The organism is Brachybacterium sp. Z12, from assembly GCF_014400405.1.
Lineage (GTDB): Bacteria > Actinomycetota > Actinomycetes > Actinomycetales > Dermabacteraceae > Brachybacterium.
Map to the genome: position 1 here is coordinate 3,478,243 of NZ_CP060496.1, position 20,777 is coordinate 3,499,019.

18 protein-coding genes and 5 pseudogenes are annotated in these 20,777 nt (G+C 69.2%); 5 read left to right on the top strand and 18 right to left on the bottom strand.

Going from position 1 to position 20,777, the window contains the following annotated elements:
* Window positions 1-37 precede the first annotated feature (37 nt).
* From H3H54_RS18305 to H3H54_RS18315, 3 genes and pseudogenes are all read right to left on the bottom strand, one after another.
* Entirely contained in the window at window positions 38-1,513 is a 1,476-nt protein-coding gene (locus tag H3H54_RS18305; protein ID WP_262424980.1) for an alpha-amylase family protein, read from the bottom strand.
* Between the two features lie 568 nt (window positions 1,514-2,081).
* Window positions 2,082-2,381 (bottom strand): annotated as a pseudogene (locus tag H3H54_RS18310) (HIT family protein); the annotation flags it as partial.
* Window positions 2,382-2,501: 120 nt separating this feature from the next.
* Window positions 2,502-3,789: pseudogene (locus tag H3H54_RS18315) on the bottom strand (IS256 family transposase).
* A gap of 236 nt (window positions 3,790-4,025) precedes the next feature.
* Between H3H54_RS18315 and H3H54_RS18320 the strand changes: the two are divergent.
* On the top strand, window positions 4,026-4,241 hold the full coding sequence (locus H3H54_RS18320) for a cation transporting ATPase C-terminal domain-containing protein (RefSeq protein WP_262426536.1): 216 nt from the start codon (window positions 4,026-4,028) through the stop codon (window positions 4,239-4,241).
* A gap of 955 nt (window positions 4,242-5,196) precedes the next feature.
* Here H3H54_RS18320 and ppsA read toward each other — a convergent pair.
* From ppsA to H3H54_RS18370, 11 genes and pseudogenes are all read right to left on the bottom strand, one after another.
* Window positions 5,197-7,571 (bottom strand): annotated as a pseudogene (gene ppsA, locus H3H54_RS18325) (phosphoenolpyruvate synthase).
* Between the two features lie 26 nt (window positions 7,572-7,597).
* Window positions 7,598-8,455 carry a pyruvate, water dikinase regulatory protein gene (locus H3H54_RS18330; protein WP_262424981.1) on the bottom strand — a complete coding sequence of 286 codons (858 nt, stop codon included), beginning with the start codon at window positions 8,453-8,455 and terminating at the stop codon, window positions 7,598-7,600.
* 184 nt (window positions 8,456-8,639) lie between these two features.
* Complete coding sequence (locus H3H54_RS18335) at window positions 8,640-8,939, bottom strand: hypothetical protein (protein ID WP_262424982.1); 300 nt, start codon at window positions 8,937-8,939, stop codon at window positions 8,640-8,642.
* Window positions 8,921-9,214, bottom strand: coding sequence for a hypothetical protein (locus H3H54_RS18340; protein WP_262424983.1), 294 nt, complete (start codon window positions 9,212-9,214; stop codon window positions 8,921-8,923). Before H3H54_RS18340 ends, H3H54_RS18335 begins: the two co-directional genes overlap by 19 nt.
* An 8-nt stretch (window positions 9,215-9,222) precedes the next feature.
* Entirely contained in the window at window positions 9,223-9,978 is a 756-nt protein-coding gene (locus tag H3H54_RS18345) for a hypothetical protein (RefSeq protein ID WP_262424984.1), read from the bottom strand.
* 25 nt (window positions 9,979-10,003) lie between these two features.
* A complete protein-coding gene (locus H3H54_RS18350) occupies window positions 10,004-11,218 on the bottom strand; it encodes an MFS transporter (protein WP_262424985.1) in 1,215 nt (404 codons plus the stop codon).
* 89 nt (window positions 11,219-11,307) lie between these two features.
* Window positions 11,308-11,658, bottom strand: coding sequence for a hypothetical protein (locus H3H54_RS19305; RefSeq protein ID WP_316249085.1), 351 nt, complete (start codon window positions 11,656-11,658; stop codon window positions 11,308-11,310).
* 5 nt (window positions 11,659-11,663) lie between these two features.
* Window positions 11,664-11,924, bottom strand: coding sequence for a methyltransferase domain-containing protein (locus H3H54_RS19310; protein WP_316249086.1), 261 nt, complete (start codon window positions 11,922-11,924; stop codon window positions 11,664-11,666).
* Between the two features lie 4 nt (window positions 11,925-11,928).
* Window positions 11,929-12,969, bottom strand: coding sequence for a hemolysin family protein (locus H3H54_RS18360; RefSeq protein ID WP_262424986.1), 1,041 nt, complete (start codon window positions 12,967-12,969; stop codon window positions 11,929-11,931).
* Window positions 12,966-14,338 (bottom strand): annotated as a pseudogene (locus H3H54_RS18365) (hemolysin family protein). The gene H3H54_RS18360 and the pseudogene H3H54_RS18365 overlap by 4 nt, the downstream one beginning before the upstream one ends.
* A gap of 182 nt (window positions 14,339-14,520) precedes the next feature.
* Window positions 14,521-15,180, bottom strand: coding sequence for an alpha/beta hydrolase (locus H3H54_RS18370; RefSeq protein WP_262424987.1), 660 nt, complete (start codon window positions 15,178-15,180; stop codon window positions 14,521-14,523).
* 298 nt (window positions 15,181-15,478) lie between these two features.
* Between H3H54_RS18370 and H3H54_RS18375 the strand changes: the two genes are divergently transcribed.
* The 3 genes and pseudogenes from H3H54_RS18375 (at window position 15,479) to H3H54_RS19850 (ending at window position 17,878) form a co-directional block, all read left to right on the top strand.
* Entirely contained in the window at window positions 15,479-15,958 is a 480-nt protein-coding gene (locus tag H3H54_RS18375) for a DUF2975 domain-containing protein (protein WP_262424988.1), read from the top strand.
* Window positions 15,958-16,176, top strand: coding sequence for a helix-turn-helix transcriptional regulator (locus tag H3H54_RS18380; RefSeq protein ID WP_262424989.1), 219 nt, complete (start codon window positions 15,958-15,960; stop codon window positions 16,174-16,176). Before H3H54_RS18375 ends, H3H54_RS18380 begins: the two co-directional genes overlap by 1 nt.
* A gap of 611 nt (window positions 16,177-16,787) precedes the next feature.
* Window positions 16,788-17,878, top strand: a pseudogene (locus tag H3H54_RS19850) (DUF4091 domain-containing protein).
* Window positions 17,879-17,881: 3 nt separating this feature from the next.
* Here the strand turns inward: H3H54_RS19850 and H3H54_RS18395 are convergent.
* The 4 genes from H3H54_RS18395 to H3H54_RS18410 form a co-directional block, all read right to left on the bottom strand.
* Complete coding sequence (locus tag H3H54_RS18395) at window positions 17,882-18,145, bottom strand: hypothetical protein (protein WP_262424992.1); 264 nt, start codon at window positions 18,143-18,145, stop codon at window positions 17,882-17,884.
* Window positions 18,146-18,167: 22 nt separating this feature from the next.
* Window positions 18,168-18,515, bottom strand: a complete 348-nt coding sequence (locus H3H54_RS19315; protein ID WP_316249087.1) for a DJ-1/PfpI family protein — start codon at window positions 18,513-18,515, stop codon at window positions 18,168-18,170.
* 452 nt (window positions 18,516-18,967) lie between these two features.
* Window positions 18,968-19,273 carry a hypothetical protein gene (locus tag H3H54_RS18405; protein WP_262424993.1) on the bottom strand — a complete coding sequence of 102 codons (306 nt, stop codon included), beginning with the start codon at window positions 19,271-19,273 and terminating at the stop codon, window positions 18,968-18,970.
* A gap of 58 nt (window positions 19,274-19,331) precedes the next feature.
* On the bottom strand, window positions 19,332-19,709 hold the full coding sequence (locus H3H54_RS18410; protein WP_262424994.1) for a hypothetical protein: 378 nt from the start codon (window positions 19,707-19,709) through the stop codon (window positions 19,332-19,334).
* A gap of 185 nt (window positions 19,710-19,894) precedes the next feature.
* Here H3H54_RS18410 and H3H54_RS18415 point away from each other — a divergent pair, with 185 nt between their 5' ends.
* A complete protein-coding gene (locus H3H54_RS18415; protein WP_262424995.1) occupies window positions 19,895-20,647 on the top strand; it encodes a hypothetical protein in 753 nt (250 codons plus the stop codon).
* Window positions 20,648-20,777: the final 130 nt, after the last annotated feature.

A 20,777-nucleotide genomic window follows, 5' to 3' on the forward strand; every position in this document is an offset into this window, starting at 1 on the left:
GCGTCACGGGACGAGCCTCCGTGACGCGGCCGATGCATCACCGCGCCGCTGTCGCGGGACCCGCCATGTGCTCGACGTCGATCGCGACCGCGCCCTTCGCGGGTACGACCGCCTCGAACGAGCCGTCCTCGGCAACGGTCACCGTCTCGGTGCAATCGGTTCCGGCGGCCATGTTGCAGTAGGTGCCGGCCGGCAACGAGCTGCGGTAGGTGTTCGTCACCTCGCCCTCGGTGTTGTTCAGCGCGGCGAAGCCCTTCTCCCCGCGCCCGAAGGCGATGTTGTTGTCGCCGTCGTCCCACCAGTCGGTGACCTCGGTACCCGCGACTGCGTTGTGGAAGGCGACCATGCCCTGGATCTCCGGCAGCCGCTGCGTGCAGGTCCACTCCTCGGCGCCGCAGGAGGCATCCCCCACCTCGGTGGCGGTGGACCCAGGGGCGCCCGCGTCGAAGTCCTCGAAGGTGTAGCCCGTGTAGACACTGGGGCGGCCGTAGTCGTAGGCCAGCATGAAGTCATTGGCCAGGGTGTAGGTGTCGCCGTCCTTGTAGTTCAGCGTCTCGCCGTTGCGCTCGGTGTCGTGGTTGTCGACGAACACGCCGGCATCCTCGGAATCGAGCTTGCCCTCGGCGATCGAGTCCAGCCCGGCGATCGATCCGCCGAAGGCGGACTTCAGCTGCCGACCGTAGTCGAACTCGTGGACGTCTCCGGTGCCGGTGTACTCCGAGGGCTCGATCGGCTCACCGGCGGCGCCGATGACCTCCTGCACCCAGTACACGTCCGGGTCGGAGAGCTTCGACTTGATGGCGGCGAGGTCCTCAGCCGGCATGTGCTTCGCGGCGTCGATGCGGAAGCCCTCGACCCCCATGTCGAGGAGATCGTTCATGTAGGCGGCCAGTGTGTCCTGGACCTCCTCCGATCCCGTTGCAAGGTCTTGCAGCGAGGAGAGACGGCAGTTCTGCACGTTGTCGCGGTCGGTGTAGTCGGAGATGTCCTCGCGGCAGTCGTTGAAGTGCTCAGGTCCGTAGATGCCCGGGAAGTCGTCCAGGGCGTAGGAGGATCCTGCGGTGCCGGTGCCGGCGCCCGTGTCGGCGCCGGTGGTGTGGTTGATGACGGCATCCGCGATGACACCGACCCCCGCCTCATCGCACTTCTGGACCATCTCCGCGAACTCTTCGCGGGTTCCCATCTTCCCTTCGATCTGGTAGCTGACAGGCTGATAAGAGGTCCACCACTCCGTGCCCTGGATCGTCTCCTGCGGCGGGGAAACCTGCACGTAGCCGAACCCTGCGGGGCCGATGGTGCTGCCGCACTCCTCGGCGACCGAGGTCCAGGACCACTGGAACATGTTGAGGATTACATCGCTGTCGCGAGCGTCTTCCGTCGTCTCGTCGGCACTCGCCGGGAGGCCGGCGTCGCTCCATGCGCATGCCGCGAGCATGATCGTCGCGCCGAGCGCGGCGGCCGTGCGGCGCATCATGCTCCTCGGTGAGCGGGCTGTCGTCGTCGTATGCAGCATCTCGTACTCCTGTTCGTCACTGCGAGCCCGGATTCCCGGGCTCTCCTCGGGGCCCGGGGGCCCGAGGAGGACTGCAAGTCCTTGCACATTCCTTGCAGTCTCGGCCGACGATCGTAGCCACCGGCTCGCGGGAAGTCGAGACGTGCATCACGGAGCACCCCCGACGTGAGAGCGCACTCATCGGACATCCCGGACTCGACGAGGCGCCCTAGCGCTGCGCCGTCGCCACATTTTCGCGGGCTCACCCGCTCACTCATGGATCGGCACCCTCCACCACCGATATGACCCCGATTTTGGACAGACTTCACCCACATTTTGAGAGATCCCCACAGGCCCTCAGGCGTTGCGGCTCCGCTCCTCGCCAGCCCTCGTCGCGGCGGAGCTGTCATGGCGAGGATCCCCAACAGGAAGCCGTCGTCGGCCGGTCGCAGGTCCCAGGCGCTGAAGCGCTGCTCGAGGCGCAGCGAGGAACCGCGTGGAGTGAGCCGCCGGCGACGAGCGCCGATCCTCGTGGTGGAACCGCCGAGGGCGGATCGGCCGTGCCCCGGCACGATGCGCGTTCCTGCGGTCACGGCACCAGACACGCCCGGGCCTCGTCGAACCAGTCGTCGTCGATCTGCCGGTTCGACACCGTCGAGGGCCACGTGTCGAGGCCGTCGCCCTGCCATCGCGGGATGACGTGCAGGTGGAGGTGCGGCGCGGACTGATCCGAGCCGGGACCACTGGCGTTGAGGGCGTTCACGCCCCGCGCACCGAGAGACGTCTCCGTGGCCCGAGCGGCCTCCTGGGCGAGCAGCAACACTGCCTGCAGAGCCTCGGCGGAGGCATCGTGGATGCTGACGGCGTGCTCATTCGGCACCGCGAGCGTGTGCGCCGGGGAGAGTAAGCTCTCCGCTTCTCCGGTTCGACAGCGCCCTCCCCGTTACCTTCTTTGTAGCCCCGGTTGGTCAAGTCCCGGGAAGTGGTGTAGCGATCCTTCGTTTGGGGGTCAGGCTGTCAGTGCGGGCAGGAGCTTGTGGTGACCTCCTCGGTGTTGGTGTCGGGGACGAGGTTGAGGCGGCAGCGGGCGAGGACGTCGAGTCCGAGATAGCGTCGTCCTTCGGCCCATTCGTCGGTCTGTTCGGCCAGGACCGCGCCGACGAGTCGGACGATCGCATCGCGGGTGGGGAAGATGCCCACGGAGTCGGTGCGGCGGCGGATCTCTTTGTTCAGTCGCTCGGTGGGATTGTTCGACCAGATCTGGATCCACACGTCCTGGGGAACGCGGTGAACGCGAGGAGGTCCGCTCGAGCGGCGTCGAGGTGCTCGGCCACGGCCGGGAGCTTCTCGCTGACGTAGTCCAGCAGCCGCTCGAACTGGGCGTTGACCGCTGCGGCGTCGGGCTGGTCATAGACGCTGTGCAGCATCGCTTTGACGGCCGGCCACATGCTCTTGGGCGTTACGGCCATGAGGTTCGCGGCGTAGTGGGTGCGGCACCGCTGCCAGGCCGCCCCGGGAAGATGCGCGGCGATCGCTTCGACCAGCCCGGCATGGGCGTCGCTGGTGACCAGGCGGACCCCGGCGAGGCCGCGGGCGACGAGGTCGGCGAAGAAGCCGTTCCACGCAGCTCCCGTCTCGCTGGTCGCAACCCGCATGCCGAGCACTTCGCGGTGCCCGTCGCCGTTCACGCCGGTCGCCAGCAGGACGACGGCATTGATCACGCGCCCACCCTCACGGACCTTCATCGTCAGCGCGTCGGCCGAGACGAATGTGAAGGGCCCGGCCTCGTCCAGGGGGCGGTGGCGGAACTGCTCGACGTGCTCGTCCAACGACTCCGCCATCCTGCTGACCTGCGACTTCGAGAGCGAGTTGATGCCCAGGGTCTTGACGAGCTGGGGCCCCGGATGCGATGTGCGCGAAGCGTGCATCCGGGGAGCCATGCGGCGGGTGGAGACACCGGCGAGGTAGCAGTCCGCGACGACCGTGATCAGCGCGGATTCGGCGCGTTTGCGCCGCTCGAGCAGCCACTCGGGAAAGTAGGTGCCCGTGCGGAGCTTGGGGACCGCGACGTCGATCGTGCCGACCCGTGTGTCGAGGTCGCGATGGCGGTAGCCGTTGCGCTGCGCAGAACGACCAGCGCTGGGCCGCCCGTACTCCGCGCCGGCAACAGCGTCCGCGTCCGCGGAGAGCAGGGCGTTGATCACGTCCTGCAGCAGGCTGCGCATCAGATCCGGTGACGCCTCGGCCAGGGCTTCACCGAGCAGGCCGGAAGGGTCGACAATGTGAGGTGCGGTCATCGTGATGACTCCGTTCGAGGATTCTGTGGAAGGTTGACTCGAAGGATCACACGGTGGCCGCGCCCACGTCCGAGACGATCACGGCGGCCACCGCGCTACACCACTATCGGGGACTCAACTTGGTCTGGTCCCTATCAGCGATCCTCTGACGCCTATCGAGGCCCGGTGACAACACCCCCGGATCATCAACGACTGGGGGCAAGAGTCATGCCGGGCCCGACAGGCCAGCCACCCCGATCCCGTGGAACCGGGGCTACAAAGAAGGTAACGGGGCGGCGGCTGCGCTCGTGGTTCTGCAGATCGTCTTCGTCTTCGCTCCGTTCATGAATTCGCTGTTCGACTCCACTCCGATAGGGGCGGTCGAATGGGGATTGGTACTCGTGTTCGCGGTCGGCGTGTTCGTCCTCGCTGAAGCCGCGAAGGCGATGGCGCGCGCGCTACGGCTGCCTTGAGCGTCCTGGGAGCGGCATGACCCCTGTGAGTTGCCGATCTTCTCGTCGAGGGAGGCGAGCCGAAGGTAACACCGCACAGCTTCTCCGGCCGGCATCGGTCTGATCCGCATGAGGGCCCGAGCGCAGGACCGCCGCAGTGACCGCTATCGCTTCGGCCGTTGCCGCACTTCTCCTTCTCATACTGCCCCTCACCACATTCAGCGCACTATTGACGGCGGGTGCGGCCTGACCGATGCTGATCGGGATCGGTGCCGTCGTGACGCTGCTCCTCACCCTACGGGGACAGACCCTCGAACGCTCGGCACCCGGCAGGGTGTGAATCGCCGACCAGGCATGGCTCGGGCCGGGAGACGCCTCCGTCGCGAGCACGATGTCGAGCGCACGGCCGGTGAAGGGCGGCCTCCCCGTCCTTCGCGGATTCGCCAGCGCCGCAGCAGCGCCTGACCGATACTGGGAAGGGATCCACGCCGCCCCGAGAAGGAGGACCCCATGCCTGCCCTGCCCGATGCGATCACCCAGGCCATGAACCAGGCCCGCGCCGCCGAGAACGGGCGCCACGCGGAGCTCCTGGTCCACGACGGCCCGCTGCGCCAGAGCGTCATCGCCCTCCGCCGCGGTGAGCGCCTGCCCGAGCACAACTCCCCGCCCGCCGCCTCGATCCAGGTGGTGCGCGGCAGCCTGCGCGTGACCGGGCAGGAGGAGGCGGAGCTGCGCGCCGGGGACTTCGAGGCCCTCACCCACTTCCGCCACGCGGTCGAGGCGCTCGAGGACTGCGCCTTCGTGCTCACTCACCACCGTCACCTCCCAGCCCAGCGGCGGCAGCCACGCCACCCGCACCGGGGAGATGCCGGTGATGGAGGACGAGGACCGCGCCTGACGGCGCTCGGCGCGGCCCCCGAGCAGCCCTGCCCGACTCGCTGCTCTCCTGCCGGCTCGTCCCTCGCCAGCACGTCGATCAGCCCTGCTTCGCCAGCCGCAGCCAGGTGTCCACGACGGTGTCCGGGTTCAGCGACATCGAGGCGATGCCCTGGTCCAGCAGCCATTCGGCGAGATCCGGGTGGTCGGAGGGGCCCTGCCCGCAGATCCCCACGTACTTGCCTGCGTCGCGGCAGGCCTCGATGGCCCGGGAGAGCATGAACTTCACCGCCGGGTCCCGCTCGTCGAAGGCACCCGCGACCAGGGCCGAGTCGCGATCCAGGCCCAAGGTCAGCTGGGTCATGTCGTTCGAGCCGATCGAGAAGCCGTCGAAGTGCTCGAGGAACAGCTCCGGCGTCGCGGCGTTGGAGGGGATCTCGCACATCATGATCACCTCCAGCCCCTTCTCCCCGCGCACCAGCCCGTGGGCGGCCAGCAGGTCGATCACGCCTTTGCCCTCGGCGGGGGTGCGCACGAAGGGGATCATGAGCTTCACGTTGTCCAGGCCCATGTCCTCGCGCACGAAGCGCAGCGCTTCGCACTCCAGCGCGAAGCAGTCCGCGAAGTCCTCCGAGAGGTAGCGGCTCGCGCCGCGGTACCCGATCATCGGGTTCTCCTCGTCGGGCTCGAACAACGTTCCTGCCAGCAGGTTCGCGTACTCGTTGGACTTGAAGTCGCTCATCCGCACGATCACAGGCTCCGGAGCGAAGGCCGCAGCGATGGTGGCGACCCCTTCGGCGACACGCTGGATGAAGTAGTCGCGCGGGGAGTCGTAGGCGGCGATCTTCTCCCGCACCTGCGCGGCGATCTCCGGCTCGTCGGTCTCGAGGCGGTCCAGCTCGAGCAGCGCGCGGGGGTGGATGCCGACCTGGCGGTTGATGATGAACTCCAGGCGGGCCAGGCCCACGCCGGCGTGGGGCAGGCGTGAGAAGCCGAAGGCCTGCTCGGGGTTTCCCACGTTCATCATGATCTTCGTGGGCAGCGGCGGCATTGCGTCGACCTCGGAGGAGGAGACGGTGAAGTCCAGCAGGCCCTCGTAGACGTAGCCGGTGTCGCCCTCGGCGGCGGAGACGGTGACCTCGTCCCCATCGCGGAGCTCCTCGGTGGCCGTGCCGGTGCCCACCACCGCGGGGATCCCGAGCTCGCGGGCGATGATCGCGGCATGGCAGGTGCGGCCGCCGCGGTTGGTCACGATCGCGCTCGCACGCTTCATGATCGGTTCCCAGTCGGGGTCGGTCATATCGGCCACCAGGACCTCGCCGGGCACGAACTCGTGCATGCGGTCGACCTCCGTGAGCACCCGCACCGGGCCCGCACCGATCTTCGCGCCGATCGCCCGGCCCTCGACGCGGACGGGCCCGCGCGAGGTCAGGAGGTGCTTCTCGACGGTGTTCCCGGCGCGGGACTGCACGGTCTCGGGCCGGGCCTGGAGGATGTACAGGCTCCCGTCGATCCCGTCGAGGCCCCACTCGATGTCCATCGGGCGCCCGTAGTGCTCCTCGATCAGGAGCGCCTGGCGGGCGAGGTCTGTGACCTGCTGGTCGGTCAGTGACAGGCGGGTGCGGTCGGCGGGTGCGACGTCGATGAACCGGGTGGTGCGGCCCACCGTGGTGTCCTCGGTGTAGACCATCTTCGTGGCCTTCTCCCCGACCTGGCGCTTGAGGATCGCGGGGCGGTCCTCGCGCAGCCCGGGCTTGTACACGTAGAACTCGTCCGGGTTGACTGCGCCCTGCACCACGCCCTCCCCCAGCCCGTAGGCGGAGGTGATGAACACGGCCTGGTCGAAGCCGGATTCGGTGTCGACGGTGAACATGACGCCGCTGGATCCCAGATCGGAGCGGACCATCTTCTGCACCCCGGCGGAGAGCGCCACCTCGGCGTGCTCGAAGTCGTGGTGGACGCGGTAGGCGATCGCGCGGTCGTTGTACAGGGAGGCGAACACCTCCCGGATCGCGAGCAGCACGTCGTCGATGCCGCGCACGTTCAGGAAGGTCTCCTGCTGCCCGGCGAAGGAGGCGTCGGGCAGGTCCTCCGCGGTCGCCGAGGAGCGCACCGCGAAGGAGGCCTCGGCGCCGCTGCCGGCGGCGAGCTGCTCGTAGGCGACCCGGATGTCGCTCTCGAGCTGCGGGGGAACGGCTGGGCGATCACCAGCTCCCGGATCTCCCTGCCCGCTTCGGCGAGCGCGATCGTGTCGTCGGTGTCCAGCGCGGTCAGCCGCTGATCGATCCGCTCGGCGAGGCCGGTGGCGCCGAGAAACTCGCGATACACCTCGGAGGTGGTGGCGAAGCCGTCCGGTACCTGCACGCCGAGGCGGGTCAGGTGCGAGACCATCTCGCCGAGGGAGGCGTTCTTGCCTCCGACCTGGTCGAGATCGGCCATGCCGAGTTCGGAGAACCAGCGGATGCTCTGCGTCATTGCGTGCTCCTTCGGGGGTGGGGTGCTCAGCGGGTGGTGGTCCCGCGGCGGGCGAGCGATTGGAGGATCAGGGTGGACATCTCCTCGACGGACTTGCTCGAGGAGTCGACGAACGGAATCCCGTGCACGTCGTAGACGCGGCGGGCCCGTGACAGCTCCCAGCGGGTCTGTTCGAGGGAGGCGTAGCGGGAGTCCGGCAGGCGCTCGCTGCGCACGGCGGTGAGCCGCTGCGGCGAGATGAGCAGCCCGAAGCAGCGATCGGCGACCGCGGCGATCGACTGCGGCAGCACCTCCCCGGCGAGCTCCTCGTCCACCAGCGGATAGTTCGCCACGAAGATCCCGTGCATCAGCGCGAGGTACATGCTGGTGGGGGTCTTCCCGCAGCGGGAGGGTGCGATCAGCACGATGTCCGCCTTCTCGATCGCGCGCACCGACTGGCCGTCGTCGTGCTCGATCGCGAACTCCACGGCCTGCATGCGCCGGTTGTAGCGGCGGGAGTCGCCGACGCCGTGCAGGCGTGCGGGCGCGTGGTCGCCGGAGACGCCTAGCCGCTGCTCGAGCTGGGTGAGATGGCTGGTGACGAAGTCGATGACCGGTGCCTTCGTGGCGCGCAGCTCCTCTCGCACCGCCTCGTCGACCACGGTGAGGAAGACCAGCGGTGCGACCTCGCCGTCCATCGCGGCATCGAGGTCGGCGCGCACCTCGCGGGCCTCCTCGACGGTGCGCACGAAGGGGATCAGGCGGCGTTCGAAGGGGACCGAGGGGAACTGCAGCAGGAGTGCATTGCCCATGGTCTCGGCGCTGATGCCGGTGGAGTCGGAGATGAAGAAGACGGGGACAGCGGCTGGCTGCCGCGGCGGCGGGATCGGAAGATCAGCGTTCATTGGGTGCCCCTTGCTCCGGGCCCGGTGGCGGTGCACCGGGGACACGTCGATGTGCTGGGCTCACCGTAACCGGGACGTCGGGAGGGAGGAGGATCCCCGCGCGAAGGTGGCACGGGTCACCCCGGGATGCGCGAGACCAGCGAGGTGCGGATCCATTCACGCAGGAACGCGCAGGGCGCGCATCTCAGACCTCGTTCCGCGGCCGCACCGGCCAGCGCTGGACCAGCTCGTCCCGCAGAACCTGATCCCGGGCGTCGAGCGCACTCGAGACCAGGATCCCCAGCAGCATCACGATGAGCGTCCCCAGCACGATCCAGGGCCCGAGCTCACCGGCCGCCCGCAGCTCCGGCCCGGCCCCGGCGTAGTGGTCCCAGTCAGGATGATCGGCCACGGCATCGACGAACCAGAGGGCGATGCCGAGCGCGGCGCCGGCCCCGCAGAATGCGAAGAGCACCTTCAGGATCATCAGCGAGGTGGGTGCCATCGCGCGGCGGAGCAGGGGTGGGGCGGCGGCATGGCGTCGGGCTCCGCGAGCGCGCGGCGCAGCGTGCGATGCTCCAGCCGTCGGAGGATGGTCGTGCAGACCACCGCGCCGGCGACGGCGAGGGCGCCGACGACGGCCACGACCCCGCTCGCCATCGTCAGCAGATCCACCAGGTGCTCGGTCTCGGGTGCGAGGTCCCTCCGGTCTCCCAGCTGCCTGTTCCCGAGGCGGGTGGTCTTCGGGTAGGCGATGACCAGCACGAACTCGAAGAGCATCACGCATGTCATGGAGGCGATTGCGATGATCGCTGCCAGAGCACCGCTGAGGGTCCGCACCCCGTGGCCGGGGTCGGACCAGGGCTCCTCTGCAGCGGCGCGCGCGGCGGCGATGTCCTCTTCGGTGAGCTCGCGCCCAGCGGCGACGATCCGATGCGCCTGGGTCCAGTGCTCGGGAAGCTGCTCCGAGAGTCGCGCCTGCCACCGGGGAGCATCTTCCCCGTCAGGGGGATCCCCGCCCAGATCAGTGCCAGCAGCAGCCCTCCTCCGACGAGGATCCCCAGGTCCACGGCGTCGAGCCCCGACCCGAGCATGGAGGCGACGAGGATCAGGTAGCTGATCCCGAGGATCGCGAGCAGCATGATGGCGATGCGCTTGTATCTCCCTGCGCTGTTCTCCTGCGCCGCCTTCCATTGAGTCGGGATCGGCACGGACGTCGCAGGGGTGCCGCGGAGACGCGCCGCCGCCAGCGCACGGGCGCACAGCGGCCCATGGAGGGAGTCGAGCAGCCCGAGCACGAGCAGGCCGAGCGCCCCGAGCACCAGAATGCCGACGAGGGAGGCGCGGACGACCAGGTCGATGGTGGTCTCCACTGCGGTCTCGGGGAACACCTCCCCGATGATCACCGCGCTGAGCACGGCGGCCACGAAGAGCCCGGCCAGGCCGACGAGCGCGAACAGCAGCCCCTCGCCGGCAGCTCGGCGCAGAGTGGCCGCTCTGCCGAGCGGGAGCACGCGCCAGCGGGAGTCGGCGACAGGGCTCATGGGCCCATCCTGCACGCTCATGCCCTCACCGCGCGTCGTCGGTGACCGGCTCGTACGGGGTGAGCTGCTCGTCGTCGCGCTGTGCGGCCGCGGGAGCGAGAGCCACGCCCATCAGCACCACGGCGAGCGGCACCACCAGGGCGGCGCGCAGCCCCACCTGCTCCCCGAGCAGCCCGAGAGTGGGCGGGCCCACCAGGAAGGCGAGGTAGCCGATGGTCGAGGCCAGGGCGACGCGGGCAGCGGGGTTCGGGCCGGAGTCCCCGGCGGCCGAGAGCGCGAGCGGGAAGCCGAGCGAGGCGCCGAGGCCCCACAGCACCACGGCGGCGACGGCGACCGGCTGGCTGTCCACGAAGGAGATCAGCGCCAGACCCACCGCGGCGAACAGGGCGCTGACCATGAGCACCCGGGCGCGTCCCACCCGGGCCACGATCGGTCCGCCGCAGAAGCGGCCGATCGTCATGGAGGCGGCGAAGAGCGCGAAGACGGTCGAGCCCATGGTCGCGCCGAAGCCGTGCCCGTCGACCATGATCAGCGGCAGCCAGTCGTTGGCGGTGCCCTCGGCGAGCGCCATCGCGAGCACGATCCCGCCGATGAGCACCAGGCGGGTGTCCTTCCACAGCGCGGGGCGCGGAGTCGCGGCCTGCTCGGCGCGCTCGGCCGCGGTGAACAGGCCGACGCCGGAGGGGATCGCGCGCAGCGCCCACAGCAGGAGCCCCGCACCCGCCACGGCGATCAGCACCAGGTGCGCGACCACCGAGAACTGCACCGCATTGGCGAGGATGCCCAGGCTCGCCCCGATCACGGTGCCGAGGCTGAAGCAGCCGTGGAGCGCGGGCAGGAAGGGGCGCCCGCCGAGCCTCTCGACGTCGGCTCCCTCGACGTTCATGGCGACCTCGCCGCCTCCCATCCCAGCCCCGAACAGGGCCAGGCCGAAGGCGGTCGCCAGCGGCATGCCGCTTGCCGCGCCGACGGCGATGACGGGCATCGCCACCACGATCAGCGTCGAGCCTGCGGCGACCACCGGACGGGTCCCCAGCCGCATCACCAGCGGACCGGAGGAGAGGATCCCGGCCATCGAGCCGACGGAGAGCCCGAACAGGACCAGGCCCATCTGGGCGGTCGAGGCGTCCAGCAGGTCGCGCACGGCGGGGGTGCGGGTGACCCAGGCGGACATGCTCAGGCCGGGCAGCAGGAAAAGCGCGTAGAGCGCCCACCGGCGGCGGCGCAGCGAGATCGGCACATAGGCTCCTCGACAAAAAAGGGGGATGAGCGCGACGGACGATCTGCGCAGCAGCCATCGTACGGGAGAGCGGCTCGATCACCCCGGCCTCAGACGCGGGTCAGGATCCCCACCAGGAAGTCGCTTCCCGCAGGGTGCAGCTCCCAGCTGGAGAAGCGCTGCTGCAGCGCCAGACCGCCCGCGGCGGCGTCGGCCTCGAAATGGGCGATCTCGTACCCGCGATCGAGTCCGAAGCCGACGACCAGCCGGCCTTCGGGCGCGAGGTGTTCGGCGAGACGGGCCAGGGCGGGCCTGCGCTCATCTCCCGCGAGGAAGGTGAGCACGTTGCCGGCGCACAGCTGGAGGTCGAACAGCCGCCGCGCACCATCGCTCTCGCGCAGGTCGAGGGTGGCGAGGTTCCCGACCTCCCAGTGCGCCTGGGGATGGTCGTCGCGGGCCACCTCGATCAGCTGGGGTCGAGGTCCACGCCCACCACCCGGTGGCCGGCGCGGGCGAGATGCCCGCCGAGCCTCCCGGTGCCGCAGCCGGCGTCGAGGATCCGGGCGCGTCGCGGGGCCATGGCGTCGATCAGCCGGGCCTCGCCGTGGATGTCCTTGCCGGATGCCTCGATCCGGCGCCACCGCTCGGCATACCCCTGCGCATGGTCGGGGTGCTGCCGCACGGCGGCGGTCCAGAGGTTCTCCTGGGGGCCGGGGATGCTCGTCATCGGATCACGCGGCGATGCGGGAGTCGTCCCGGATCTGGCCCACGAGCTCCTCGAGCATGTCCTCGAGGGTGACGATTCCGATCACGACACCGCCCTCGTCGGTCGCCGCACCCAGGTGGGCGCCCGAGTCCTGCATGACGGTGAGCGCCTGGCGCAGCGGCTCATCGGCCCTGATCACGGGAAGGGCGCGGATGCGCTCGGCGGGGATCGGGTGCTCGCGCTTCTCCTGCACCGAGTCCAGCAGGTCCTTGATGTGGACGTAGCCGGTGAGCGTGCTATCGGCCGCCTTCACCGGGAACCGGGAGAACCCCTCGACGGCGGCGGCCTCGGCCTGGGCGGCAGTGACCCCCTCGGGGAGGGAGGCGACCTGCTCCAGCGGGATCACCAGGTTGGCGACGCTGCGGGCCTCGAAGCGCAGCGCGCCCAGCAGGAGCGCCTCGTCGTTGTCCTCGAGCAGTCCGCCCTCGCGGGACTCGCTGACCATCGCCGCCACCTCGTTGCGGGTGAAGGCGCTGGTCACCTCGGCCTTCGGGGTCACGCCCATCATGCGCAGCACGAGGTTGCCGCAGGAGTTCAGCAGCCACAGCACGGGCTTGATCAGGGTGACCACGCCCATCAGCATCGGTGCCAGCACCAGTGCCATCCGCTCCGGTCCGGCCAGGGCGATGTTCTTGGGCACCATCTCGCCGAAGACGACGTGGAGGTAGGTGACCAGAGCCAGGGCGATCACGAAGGAGATCGGGTGCACGAGCGCGGCCGGCACTCCGATCGCCTCGAAGGGCACCGCGAGCAGATGCGCGATCGCGGGCTCGCTGATCGCGCCGAGCGCGAGCGAGCACACGGTGATGCCCATCTGCGCGCCGGCCATCATCAGCGAGACCTGCTCCATCGCGGAGATGGTGACCTTCGCGGCCCACTTCCCCTCGAGGGCCTTGGGCTCGATGATCGACCGGCGCGCGGAGATCAGTGCGAACTCCGCGCCTACGAAGAAGGCGTTGAGGATCAGCAGGACCAGGGTCAGGGTGAGTCCGGTCGCGGTGCTCATCGGTGCTCCTCGCTCTCTTCGTCCTCGGAGTCGTCCGCGGCGGCGGGCTCGACCTTCACGTGCACGGTCTCGATGCGCATGCCGTCCACCTCGGTGACCTCGATCCGCAGGCGTGCGGGGTTCTCGCCGGGGGCGGGGTCGGTGTCCACGAGGACTTCATCCCCGACCTCCGCGAGCCTGCCCAGCTCCATCGTGATCAGCCCGCCGAGGGTGTCGTAGTCCTCGTGCTCGGGCACAGTGACGCCGAGGCGCTCGCTGGCCTCGTCGGGCCGCATCCGTGCGTCGAGGTCCCAGGAGCCGTCGGCCTCGGGGTGTCATCCATCTCCTCGTCGTGCTCGTCGCGCACCTCGCCGACGATCTCCTCCACCAGGTCCTCGAGGGTGATCAGCCCGGCGTGGTCGCCGAACTCGTCGACCACCACGGCCATCTGCAGGCCGCCTCCTCGCAGGGTGTCCATCAGATCATCCAGCGGCACCGTGTCCGGCACGAACGTCGCACTGCCCATCACGGCGTCCACACGGATGGTGGGACGCTCCTCGAAGGGGACGGCCAGGCCGTGACGGATGTGTGCGACGCCGACGATCTCGTTCTCGTCGTCCAGCACCGGGAAGCGCGAATGGCCGGTCACGCGGGCCAGCTCGAGCAGGTCGGCCACGGACTGGTCCACCTCGAGGGAGTCCATCCGGCCGCGCGGCACCATCGCGTCGTGAGCGCGACGGTCGCCGAAGGCGAGGGTGCGCTGGACCAGCGATGCGGTCTCCTCGGCGAGCGCACCCTCATCCGCGGAGCGCTTGACCAGCACGGACAGCTCATCGGCGCTGCGGGCGGAGCTGAGCTCCTCCTGCGGTTCGACACCGAGCGCGCGCACCACGGCGTTGGCGTTGCCGTTGAACAGGCGGATCGGGAGGCCGAGGACCGTGGTGAACAGCCGCTGGAAGCCGACGACGTAGCGGGCGGTGCGCAGCGGCTCCGCGATCGCGAGGTTCTTGGGCACCAGCTCGCCGAAGATCATGGTGACACCGGTGGCGAGCACCAGGGCGATGACCACCGAGACGGAACGGGCGGCGACCGTTCCCAGGCCCATGTCCACCAGGAGCGGGCCGATGAGGGCGGCGATCGCGGGTTCGGCGAGGAAGCCGATGCCGAGGTTGGTGACCGTGATCCCCAGCTGCGCTCCGGAGAGCTGCGTGGAGAGGGTCTTCATGCCCCGCAGGACACCGACCGCTCGCTTGTCGCCGGAGGCGGCGGCCGCCTCCACCTCATTGCGGTTGGCGGTGATCAGAGCGAACTCTGCGGCGACGAACCCGCCGCAGGCGGCGACGAGCACGAGGCCGACCGCCAAAGAGACAAGGGGACCGATCAGGTCCATGGACGGATCCCCCGAGTGAAGTATCTATGCGCAGGCCCGAAGGCCCGGGACTGTCACTGGGGGCGTCGCTGGCGGCGCTCATGATCTCCTGGTGCTCCTCATGCGCCGCTCCGACTCTCGGACGGCGATGACGAAATGGTACAACCCGTTCCCTGGGTGCGGGAGACGGTGTGCAGCACCCCTCAGACCTCGTCGGCCCGTCGCTGCAGGAACGCCGCGATCGCCCGCAGCTCGACCTCGTCCACGGCGTGGCCGAGCTGCGGCCGCCGCTCCTCCTCGAGACGGGTGTGGGCGCTCATGAATCCGCGCACCTGCCCTTCGGCCTCCCCGTCGAACAGCGGATCCAGGCCGCCGTGTCCCCACAGCGCGGGCGGGCACACCTCGGCCAGTGCGACGTCGCCCGGCATCGGCGCGGGGAACGGACGGCCGGAGAGATTCACGACGAAGTCCAGGGCGCGTGCGTCGCGGCGCAGCAGCTGGAGGGCGAGCAGGCCGCCCTGGGAGAAGCCGATCGCGCCGACGACGGGCGCGCTCTGCGCGGCGATCCAGTGCTCGATCGCCGCAGCGGAGGCCTCAACGGACGCGGGATCTGCCGGGTCCACGGGCATCTCGAACCAGGCGTAGCCCTGCACGTAGCGGTAGATGCCGCGCAGGGAGGCGTAGGTGAAGGCGGAGGGCAGGAAAGGGACGAGCCCGGCGAGATCGTCCTCGTGACTGCCCAGGCCGTGCAGCAGGATCACGATCGGGGTGTCGGCCGTGGGCGGATCCGCCCACACCACGGCATCGTCGTCGATGCTCGCGGAGATCAGCTCGACCGGTCCGTACTGGGAGGGGTGCGTCATGCCTCGAGGGTAGTGCGTGCCCCCGGGCAGGGGCGGACCCGCAGGCTGCGCATCTGCGCTGGTCGGGAGGACGATGTCCGACCACCTGCGGGTCCGGGCAGCTCGGTGGTATTCGCTGCGGAGTCCGGGGGACGCCTCAGCGGCGAGCCACCTCACATGTCCGATAAGAATTCAACTCTCGGATCACCTCCTTCCCTGTGTCCCACCACCGTAGGACGGGCCCGGGCGGAGGGCAACGGAATAAACGACGCCGCCCACCCCTATTGACAATCGATAGGTCCATGCTGAAAATCGATGCATGTTCTCTCGCCTCACCGTCGACGTCCTCCGCATCCTGCTGGTTCTGACCCTGCTGGTCACTGCCGTCCTGCAGCTCGCCGTGCTGCCCTGGCTCTCCGGGATGTTCGCCGCCGAGCTGCCCGCCGAGGCTCACATGCGCTGGCCGATCCTGGGCCTCGCGGTCGCGGGGCTGCTCTGCGTCGAGGTCGCGATCGTGTGCACGCTGCGCCTGCTCGGCGTCACCCGCCGCGGCGAGGTGTTCTCCCGCTCCTCGCTGCGCTGGGTGGACGGCATCATCGCGGCGTTCCTCGCCGCGAGCGGGGTCTGCCTGGCCACGCTCATCTACCAGTCCTTCACCGTCGGCGGTCCGGCTGCCTGGACGCTGATGCTGCTGCTGGGCGCGATCACCGGCGTCGGCATGGGCCTGCTGATGGGAGTGATGCGCTCCCTGCTGGTGCAGGCCACGGTGCTGCGCCAGGAGATGGAGGCGGTGATCTGATGCCGATCATCGTGCGGATCGATGTCGAGCTGGCCCGGCGGAAGCTCTCGGTGGGCGAGTTCGCGGAGCGCGTGGGGATCTCCCCGGCCAACGTCGCGGTGCTGAAGAACGGGCGCGCCAAGGCGGTGCGCTTCAGCACCCTCGAGGCGATGTGCGAGGTGCTCGAGTGCCAGCCGGGCGACCTGCTGGAATGGGTGCCCGATGCGGAGGACGGATGAGGGGCCGACGTGCCAGGATGGTGGGCGGTCCGCCACCCCGCGCTCGATGAGGAGTACCCGTGCAGTCCGTCCTGACCGATTCCCTGGAGAAGGTGTTCGGCGACTCCGCGCCGCGCCCGGCTGAGCTGATCGGCGGCGCCCATGCCTCCGGATTCCTCGGGGAGGTGCTGTCCCTGCAGATCGCGCTCCGCCTCGACGAAGGGGACGACCCCGGCGAGATCCAGATCCGCCTCGGCGGCGCCCTCGCAGGCCGCGCCCGGGTTCACGCCGTGCGCCGCGTCCCCGTCTCCTCCCCCGCTCCCGAGAACGCCGACGAGCACTACCTGGTCACCGAGCCCGGTGAATACCCCGACCTGCTCGAGCCGCTCGACGACGCCTCTCTACACCTCGCACCCGGCCTCTGGGAGGCGGTGTGGATCGACGTGACCGGCGAGTCGGAAACCGATGCGGGCGACCACACGCTGACGATCATCGTGAGCGACGAGGACGGGCGACAGCTCGCCCAGCACGCCGCCCAGCTGCGCATCCACCCCCACCACCTGCCACCGCTGAGCATCACCAACACCCACTGGTTCCACGCCGACAGCCTCTCCACCTACTACGACGTCGAGGTGTTCTCACAGCGGCACTGGGAGCTGATCGAGTCCTTCCTCGCCTCCGCGCGGGCGATGGACGTGAACTCGGTGCTCACCCCCACCTGGACCCCGCCGCTCGACACCGCCGAGGGCCACACCCGCCCATTCGTGCAGCTGATCGGGATCCGCGAGGAGGCGGGGCAGTACACGCTCGACTTCTCTCAGCTGGACCGCTGGCTGGGGATCTGCCGCGATCTGGACTTCACCGGCATCGAGATCGCGCACCTGTTCACCCAGTGGGGCGCCGAACACACGCCCGCGATCCAGGTGGAGACCGCCGCCGGCCTCGAGCACCGCTTCGGCTGGCACGTCGCAGCGACCTCCCCGCCTACCGCCGACTGCTGGAGACGCTGATCCCGGCCCTGCGCGCCCACCTCGCAGAACACTGGGACGGGCAGGTGCTGTGGCACATCTCCGATGAGCCGCACGAGAACCATCTCGAGCAGTACCGGGCGGCGAAGGCGCAGGTCGAAGATCTGCTCGACGGTGCCCAGGTGGTCGATGCGATGAGCTCGCTCGAGTTCGCCGAACAGGGCGTGGTGGACACCCCGATCGTCGCGACCGATCACGTCGGCCCCTTCCTCGAGGCGGGCAGGCGGCCGTGGGTGTACTACTGCGTCGGCCAGACACGGGACGTCTCGAACCGCTTCATCGCCCTGCCCTCGGTGCGCAATCGAGTGCTGGGTCGGCAGCTGTTCACGCATGACGCCCCCGGCTTCCTGCACTGGGGATACAACTTCTGGTGGTCGCAGTTCTCGCTGCGGCCGATCGACCCCTTCGAGGAAACCTGCGCGGGCGGGGCCTTCTTCGGCGGGGACGCCTTCGCCGTCTACCCCGGGCCCGACGGCACACCCTGGCTCTCGCTGCGCCACCGCGTCTTCGCGCAGGCCATGGCCGATCATCGGGCGCTGACCTGGCTCGCGGAACTCACCGATCGCCCGAGCGCGACGGCCCTGATCGACGAGGGCGGCACCTTGACCTACTCGTCGTTCTCCTACGACGTGGGCGAGCACCTGGGGGCCCGGCACCGGGTCGACGAGAGGATCCTCGCCGCCCTGGCCGGCTGACCCTCAGACCTCGGGAAGCTCCTGCTCGGCGGTCTCGGCCTCCATGCGGTCCTCGTCGCGGTTGCCCTGCTCAGCTGCGGTGGACTCGTCACCACCGCGGTCGCGGTCCGAGTCGAAGCCGTAGCCGTCGGCGTTGCGGGAATCGGGCCCCTCGGCGACGACCCGATCGGTTTCGAGGGCGTCATCGATGCTCACCTCTTCGCGCTCCTCCTCGACTGCGAGCCCATCGAGCTCGGGATCTTCTGCGGGATTCTGCGGCTGGGTCATGGCTGTTCCTCCTCGATTCCGGTCAGCTGAGGGCGTTGATGATCGCCGCGTTGAAGGCGTCGAGGTCATCGGGGCTGCGCGAGGTGATGAGGCGGAAGCCGCCGGAGTCGTCGACCACCACCTCCTCGTCGGCCCATAGTCCGCCTGCGTTGGTGAGGTCGGTGCGGATGGTGGGGACCGAGGTGAGCTCGCGACCGTCGGCCAGGCCGGTCTCGACCAGCAGCCACGGTGCGTGGCAGATCGCGGCGATGGGCTTGCCGTCGGCCGCGAAGGAGCGGGCCAGGAACTGCGCGGTCTCGTCGGCGCGCAGAGCGTCGGCGTTGAGGGTGCCGCCGGGCAGCACCAGCGCGTCGAAGTCCGCAGCCTTCACGGAATCGGGTGACGTCGACAGGGACCTCCGCGTCGAACTCCTTGTCGAGCGCCATGGTCTGCACGGTGCCCGCCTCAGGTGCTGCGACGGTGACAGTCGCGCCAGCCTCACGCAGTTCCTTCAGGGGGCGCTGGATCTCATCCGTCTCCGTGCCGAAGTTGGTCGTGAGCAGGAGGATCTTCCGGTTCTCGAGAGCGTTCGTCATGGTACTTCTCCTTCCGTCGTGCGGTCGACGGCGAGCAGCGGACCCGCGGAGGCAACGATGTCTGTGCTGTCTCGAACTGCCTCGCAGTGCCTCGCTCGCCTGTCGTTCGACCGTAACACCGTGGCCCGGCGCGGTCCCGACCGATCGAACGCTCAGGCGGAGCGGTCGAAAGTGACCCGGCCTGCGCAGATCCCGGTGATCTCGAGCTTCACTCCATCGATGTCGATCACATCCCCGACCTGCTGCTTCATGAACGTCCGGTCACTGCCGGGCAGGTCGCTGGCAGGGACCGTCTGCCAGGAGAGATTGACAACCGGGGTTCCGCGGCGCGGTCCAGGACGTTGATGCGCAGTTCGATCGCGGCGCCGGTCGCGGTCTGCGGCAGCTCGGGCGTCGGCCCGATCGAGTCCTCGATCAGCTCGTGGTCATAGGTGTCGGGACAGGGCACGTCGGTCTCCTCGGGGATGGGATCGGTTTCGGGCCGCTCATCTCGGCCGGCGCAGGCTCCCAGCGTCAGCACCAGCAGAGCAGCGGTGAGGTCTCTACGTCGCATGACGCTCCTGCCTGTGTCCTTGGCTCCATCCCTCGGAGGGAGGCGGGGCGCCGCGAGATCAATAGGTGCGCGCAGCCCGGAAATAGTCATCGAACTCGTCCGGCGTGAGGACCAGCGGTGTCGCACCCATGCCGTGCGGGTTATGGAATTCATAGTATGTCTGGCCGTCGACGGTGTAGGAGTCGGTGAGGACGTACTGGTGGCTGGAGACGTAGTTCGGATCCGACTTGGCCGCCTCCGAAGAGTCGTCCGAGCTCGGTGTGGAGACCACTACCGGGTCACCGCTGCTGTCGAATCGCGACCCGATGTCGGGGAGCTCCACGGACTCCGCAGCTCCGCCGGGCTGGAAGTACGGAGCCGCCTCTTCCGACCCGCCGACGATCACCTCGTACTGACCGGGATCATAGCTGGAGTCATCCTGGAACGACGCGGCCATGGCCTTCTCGACATAGGCAGGCCACAGCGCAGAGGCGTCACCGTCTCCGAAGCCGGCACCATCAGGCCCGCCATAGGCACCCTGATAGCCGCCATTCCCCGAGCCGGCAGATCATCGGTGACCGTGATGTCCCGCGGATTGCCATCCGCGTCGTACAGCGTCACGGTCACCGTGCCATCACCGTTGTGGACCACATGCTCCTGCGGCCACGAGGGATCGTCGTACACGACGGCGGTGAGATTCGCGAGCATCCAGCAGTCGCCGTAGCCCTGCTGGTTCACGTCCATCCACGGCTCGTACCCGGTCTCGTCGGCGCCCGGGTTGTCGGTGCGGTTCTGGCGATACTGATCGAGGATCCGCTGCTGGACCTCCGCATCCGTGAAGAGCTCAGCGTCCCCAGGGGTCGCGTACTCGAAAGAGCCATTGACGACACGACCACGCTCCTCGTCATCCTTGTACGTCGTCGTATCGGGCTGCGATTCAGGGAAGGCCCCGTGAATCTTGTCCCGCAATGCAGGGTCCGCGCTCCTCAGCAGATCGGACCAGGTCTCGATGTAGTTCCAGTCGTCCCCGGAGGAGAACCATCCGCCGTCGCGGCCATCCTGACGCAGCGCATCGGCGAAGCCGGTGAGGTCTTCGGTCGAGCTGCGGTTCAGGAAATCATCGAGCTGCGCCGGGGAGAGCCCCTGCAGCTTCTCCGCGAGATCGGCAGCGGCGTCGCCGTCGTTCCGCCAGACCTCCCACCAGTTGCCGTTTCCGTTCGCCTCGGCGAGCAGGTCTGCGAGTTCCTGGTACTCCTCGTCGCTGAGTACTTCGGGGATGTCATCGTGGTGCTCGACCGGGGTTCCGCATCCTCCGCGGGGCGCGGAACGGGGGCCCTGCCATCACCCGCGCCGTCCTCGCCAGCACCCTCTCCGCCACCTGGCGTACTCGCCTGATCCTGCTCTTCAGCATGCTGGCGGGCCTGCTCGGATCGCCGGCCGAGCTCTTCGCTGACCGTGAGCATCATCCGGGACGTCTGCTCCCAGCGGGCGCGGAATTCGTCAGCGTCCTGCCCCGCCCAGGTCA

What these genes read in the sequence shown, in the direction of transcription:
- H3H54_RS18305 (WP_262424980.1), bottom strand. Translation starts at nt 1,513, where the DNA reads ATGCTGCATACGACGACGACAGCCCGCTCACCGAGGAGCATGATGCGC.
- H3H54_RS18330 (WP_262424981.1), bottom strand. Translation starts at nt 8,455, where the DNA reads ATGAACGCTGATCTTCCGATCCCGCCGCCGCGGCAGCCAGCCGCTGTC.
- H3H54_RS18335 (WP_262424982.1), bottom strand. Translation starts at nt 8,939, where the DNA reads ATGGCACCCACCTCGCTGATGATCCTGAAGGTGCTCTTCGCATTCTGC.
- H3H54_RS18340 (WP_262424983.1), bottom strand. Translation starts at nt 9,214, where the DNA reads ATGCTCTTCGAGTTCGTGCTGGTCATCGCCTACCCGAAGACCACCCGC.
- H3H54_RS18345 (WP_262424984.1), bottom strand. Translation starts at nt 9,978, where the DNA reads ATGAGCCCTGTCGCCGACTCCCGCTGGCGCGTGCTCCCGCTCGGCAGA.
- H3H54_RS19310 (WP_316249086.1), bottom strand. Translation starts at nt 11,924, where the DNA reads ATGACGAGCATCCCCGGCCCCCAGGAGAACCTCTGGACCGCCGCCGTG.
- H3H54_RS18360 (WP_262424986.1), bottom strand. Translation starts at nt 12,969, where the DNA reads ATGAGCACCGCGACCGGACTCACCCTGACCCTGGTCCTGCTGATCCTC.
- H3H54_RS18370 (WP_262424987.1), bottom strand. Translation starts at nt 15,180, where the DNA reads ATGACGCACCCCTCCCAGTACGGACCGGTCGAGCTGATCTCCGCGAGC.
- H3H54_RS18375 (WP_262424988.1), top strand. Translation starts at nt 15,479, where the DNA reads ATGTTCTCTCGCCTCACCGTCGACGTCCTCCGCATCCTGCTGGTTCTG.
- H3H54_RS18380 (WP_262424989.1), top strand. Translation starts at nt 15,958, where the DNA reads ATGCCGATCATCGTGCGGATCGATGTCGAGCTGGCCCGGCGGAAGCTC.
- H3H54_RS18395 (WP_262424992.1), bottom strand. Translation starts at nt 18,145, where the DNA reads ATGACCCAGCCGCAGAATCCCGCAGAAGATCCCGAGCTCGATGGGCTC.
- H3H54_RS18405 (WP_262424993.1), bottom strand. Translation starts at nt 19,273, where the DNA reads ATGCGACGTAGAGACCTCACCGCTGCTCTGCTGGTGCTGACGCTGGGA.
- H3H54_RS18410 (WP_262424994.1), bottom strand. Translation starts at nt 19,709, where the DNA reads ATGGCCGCGTCGTTCCAGGATGACTCCAGCTATGATCCCGGTCAGTAC.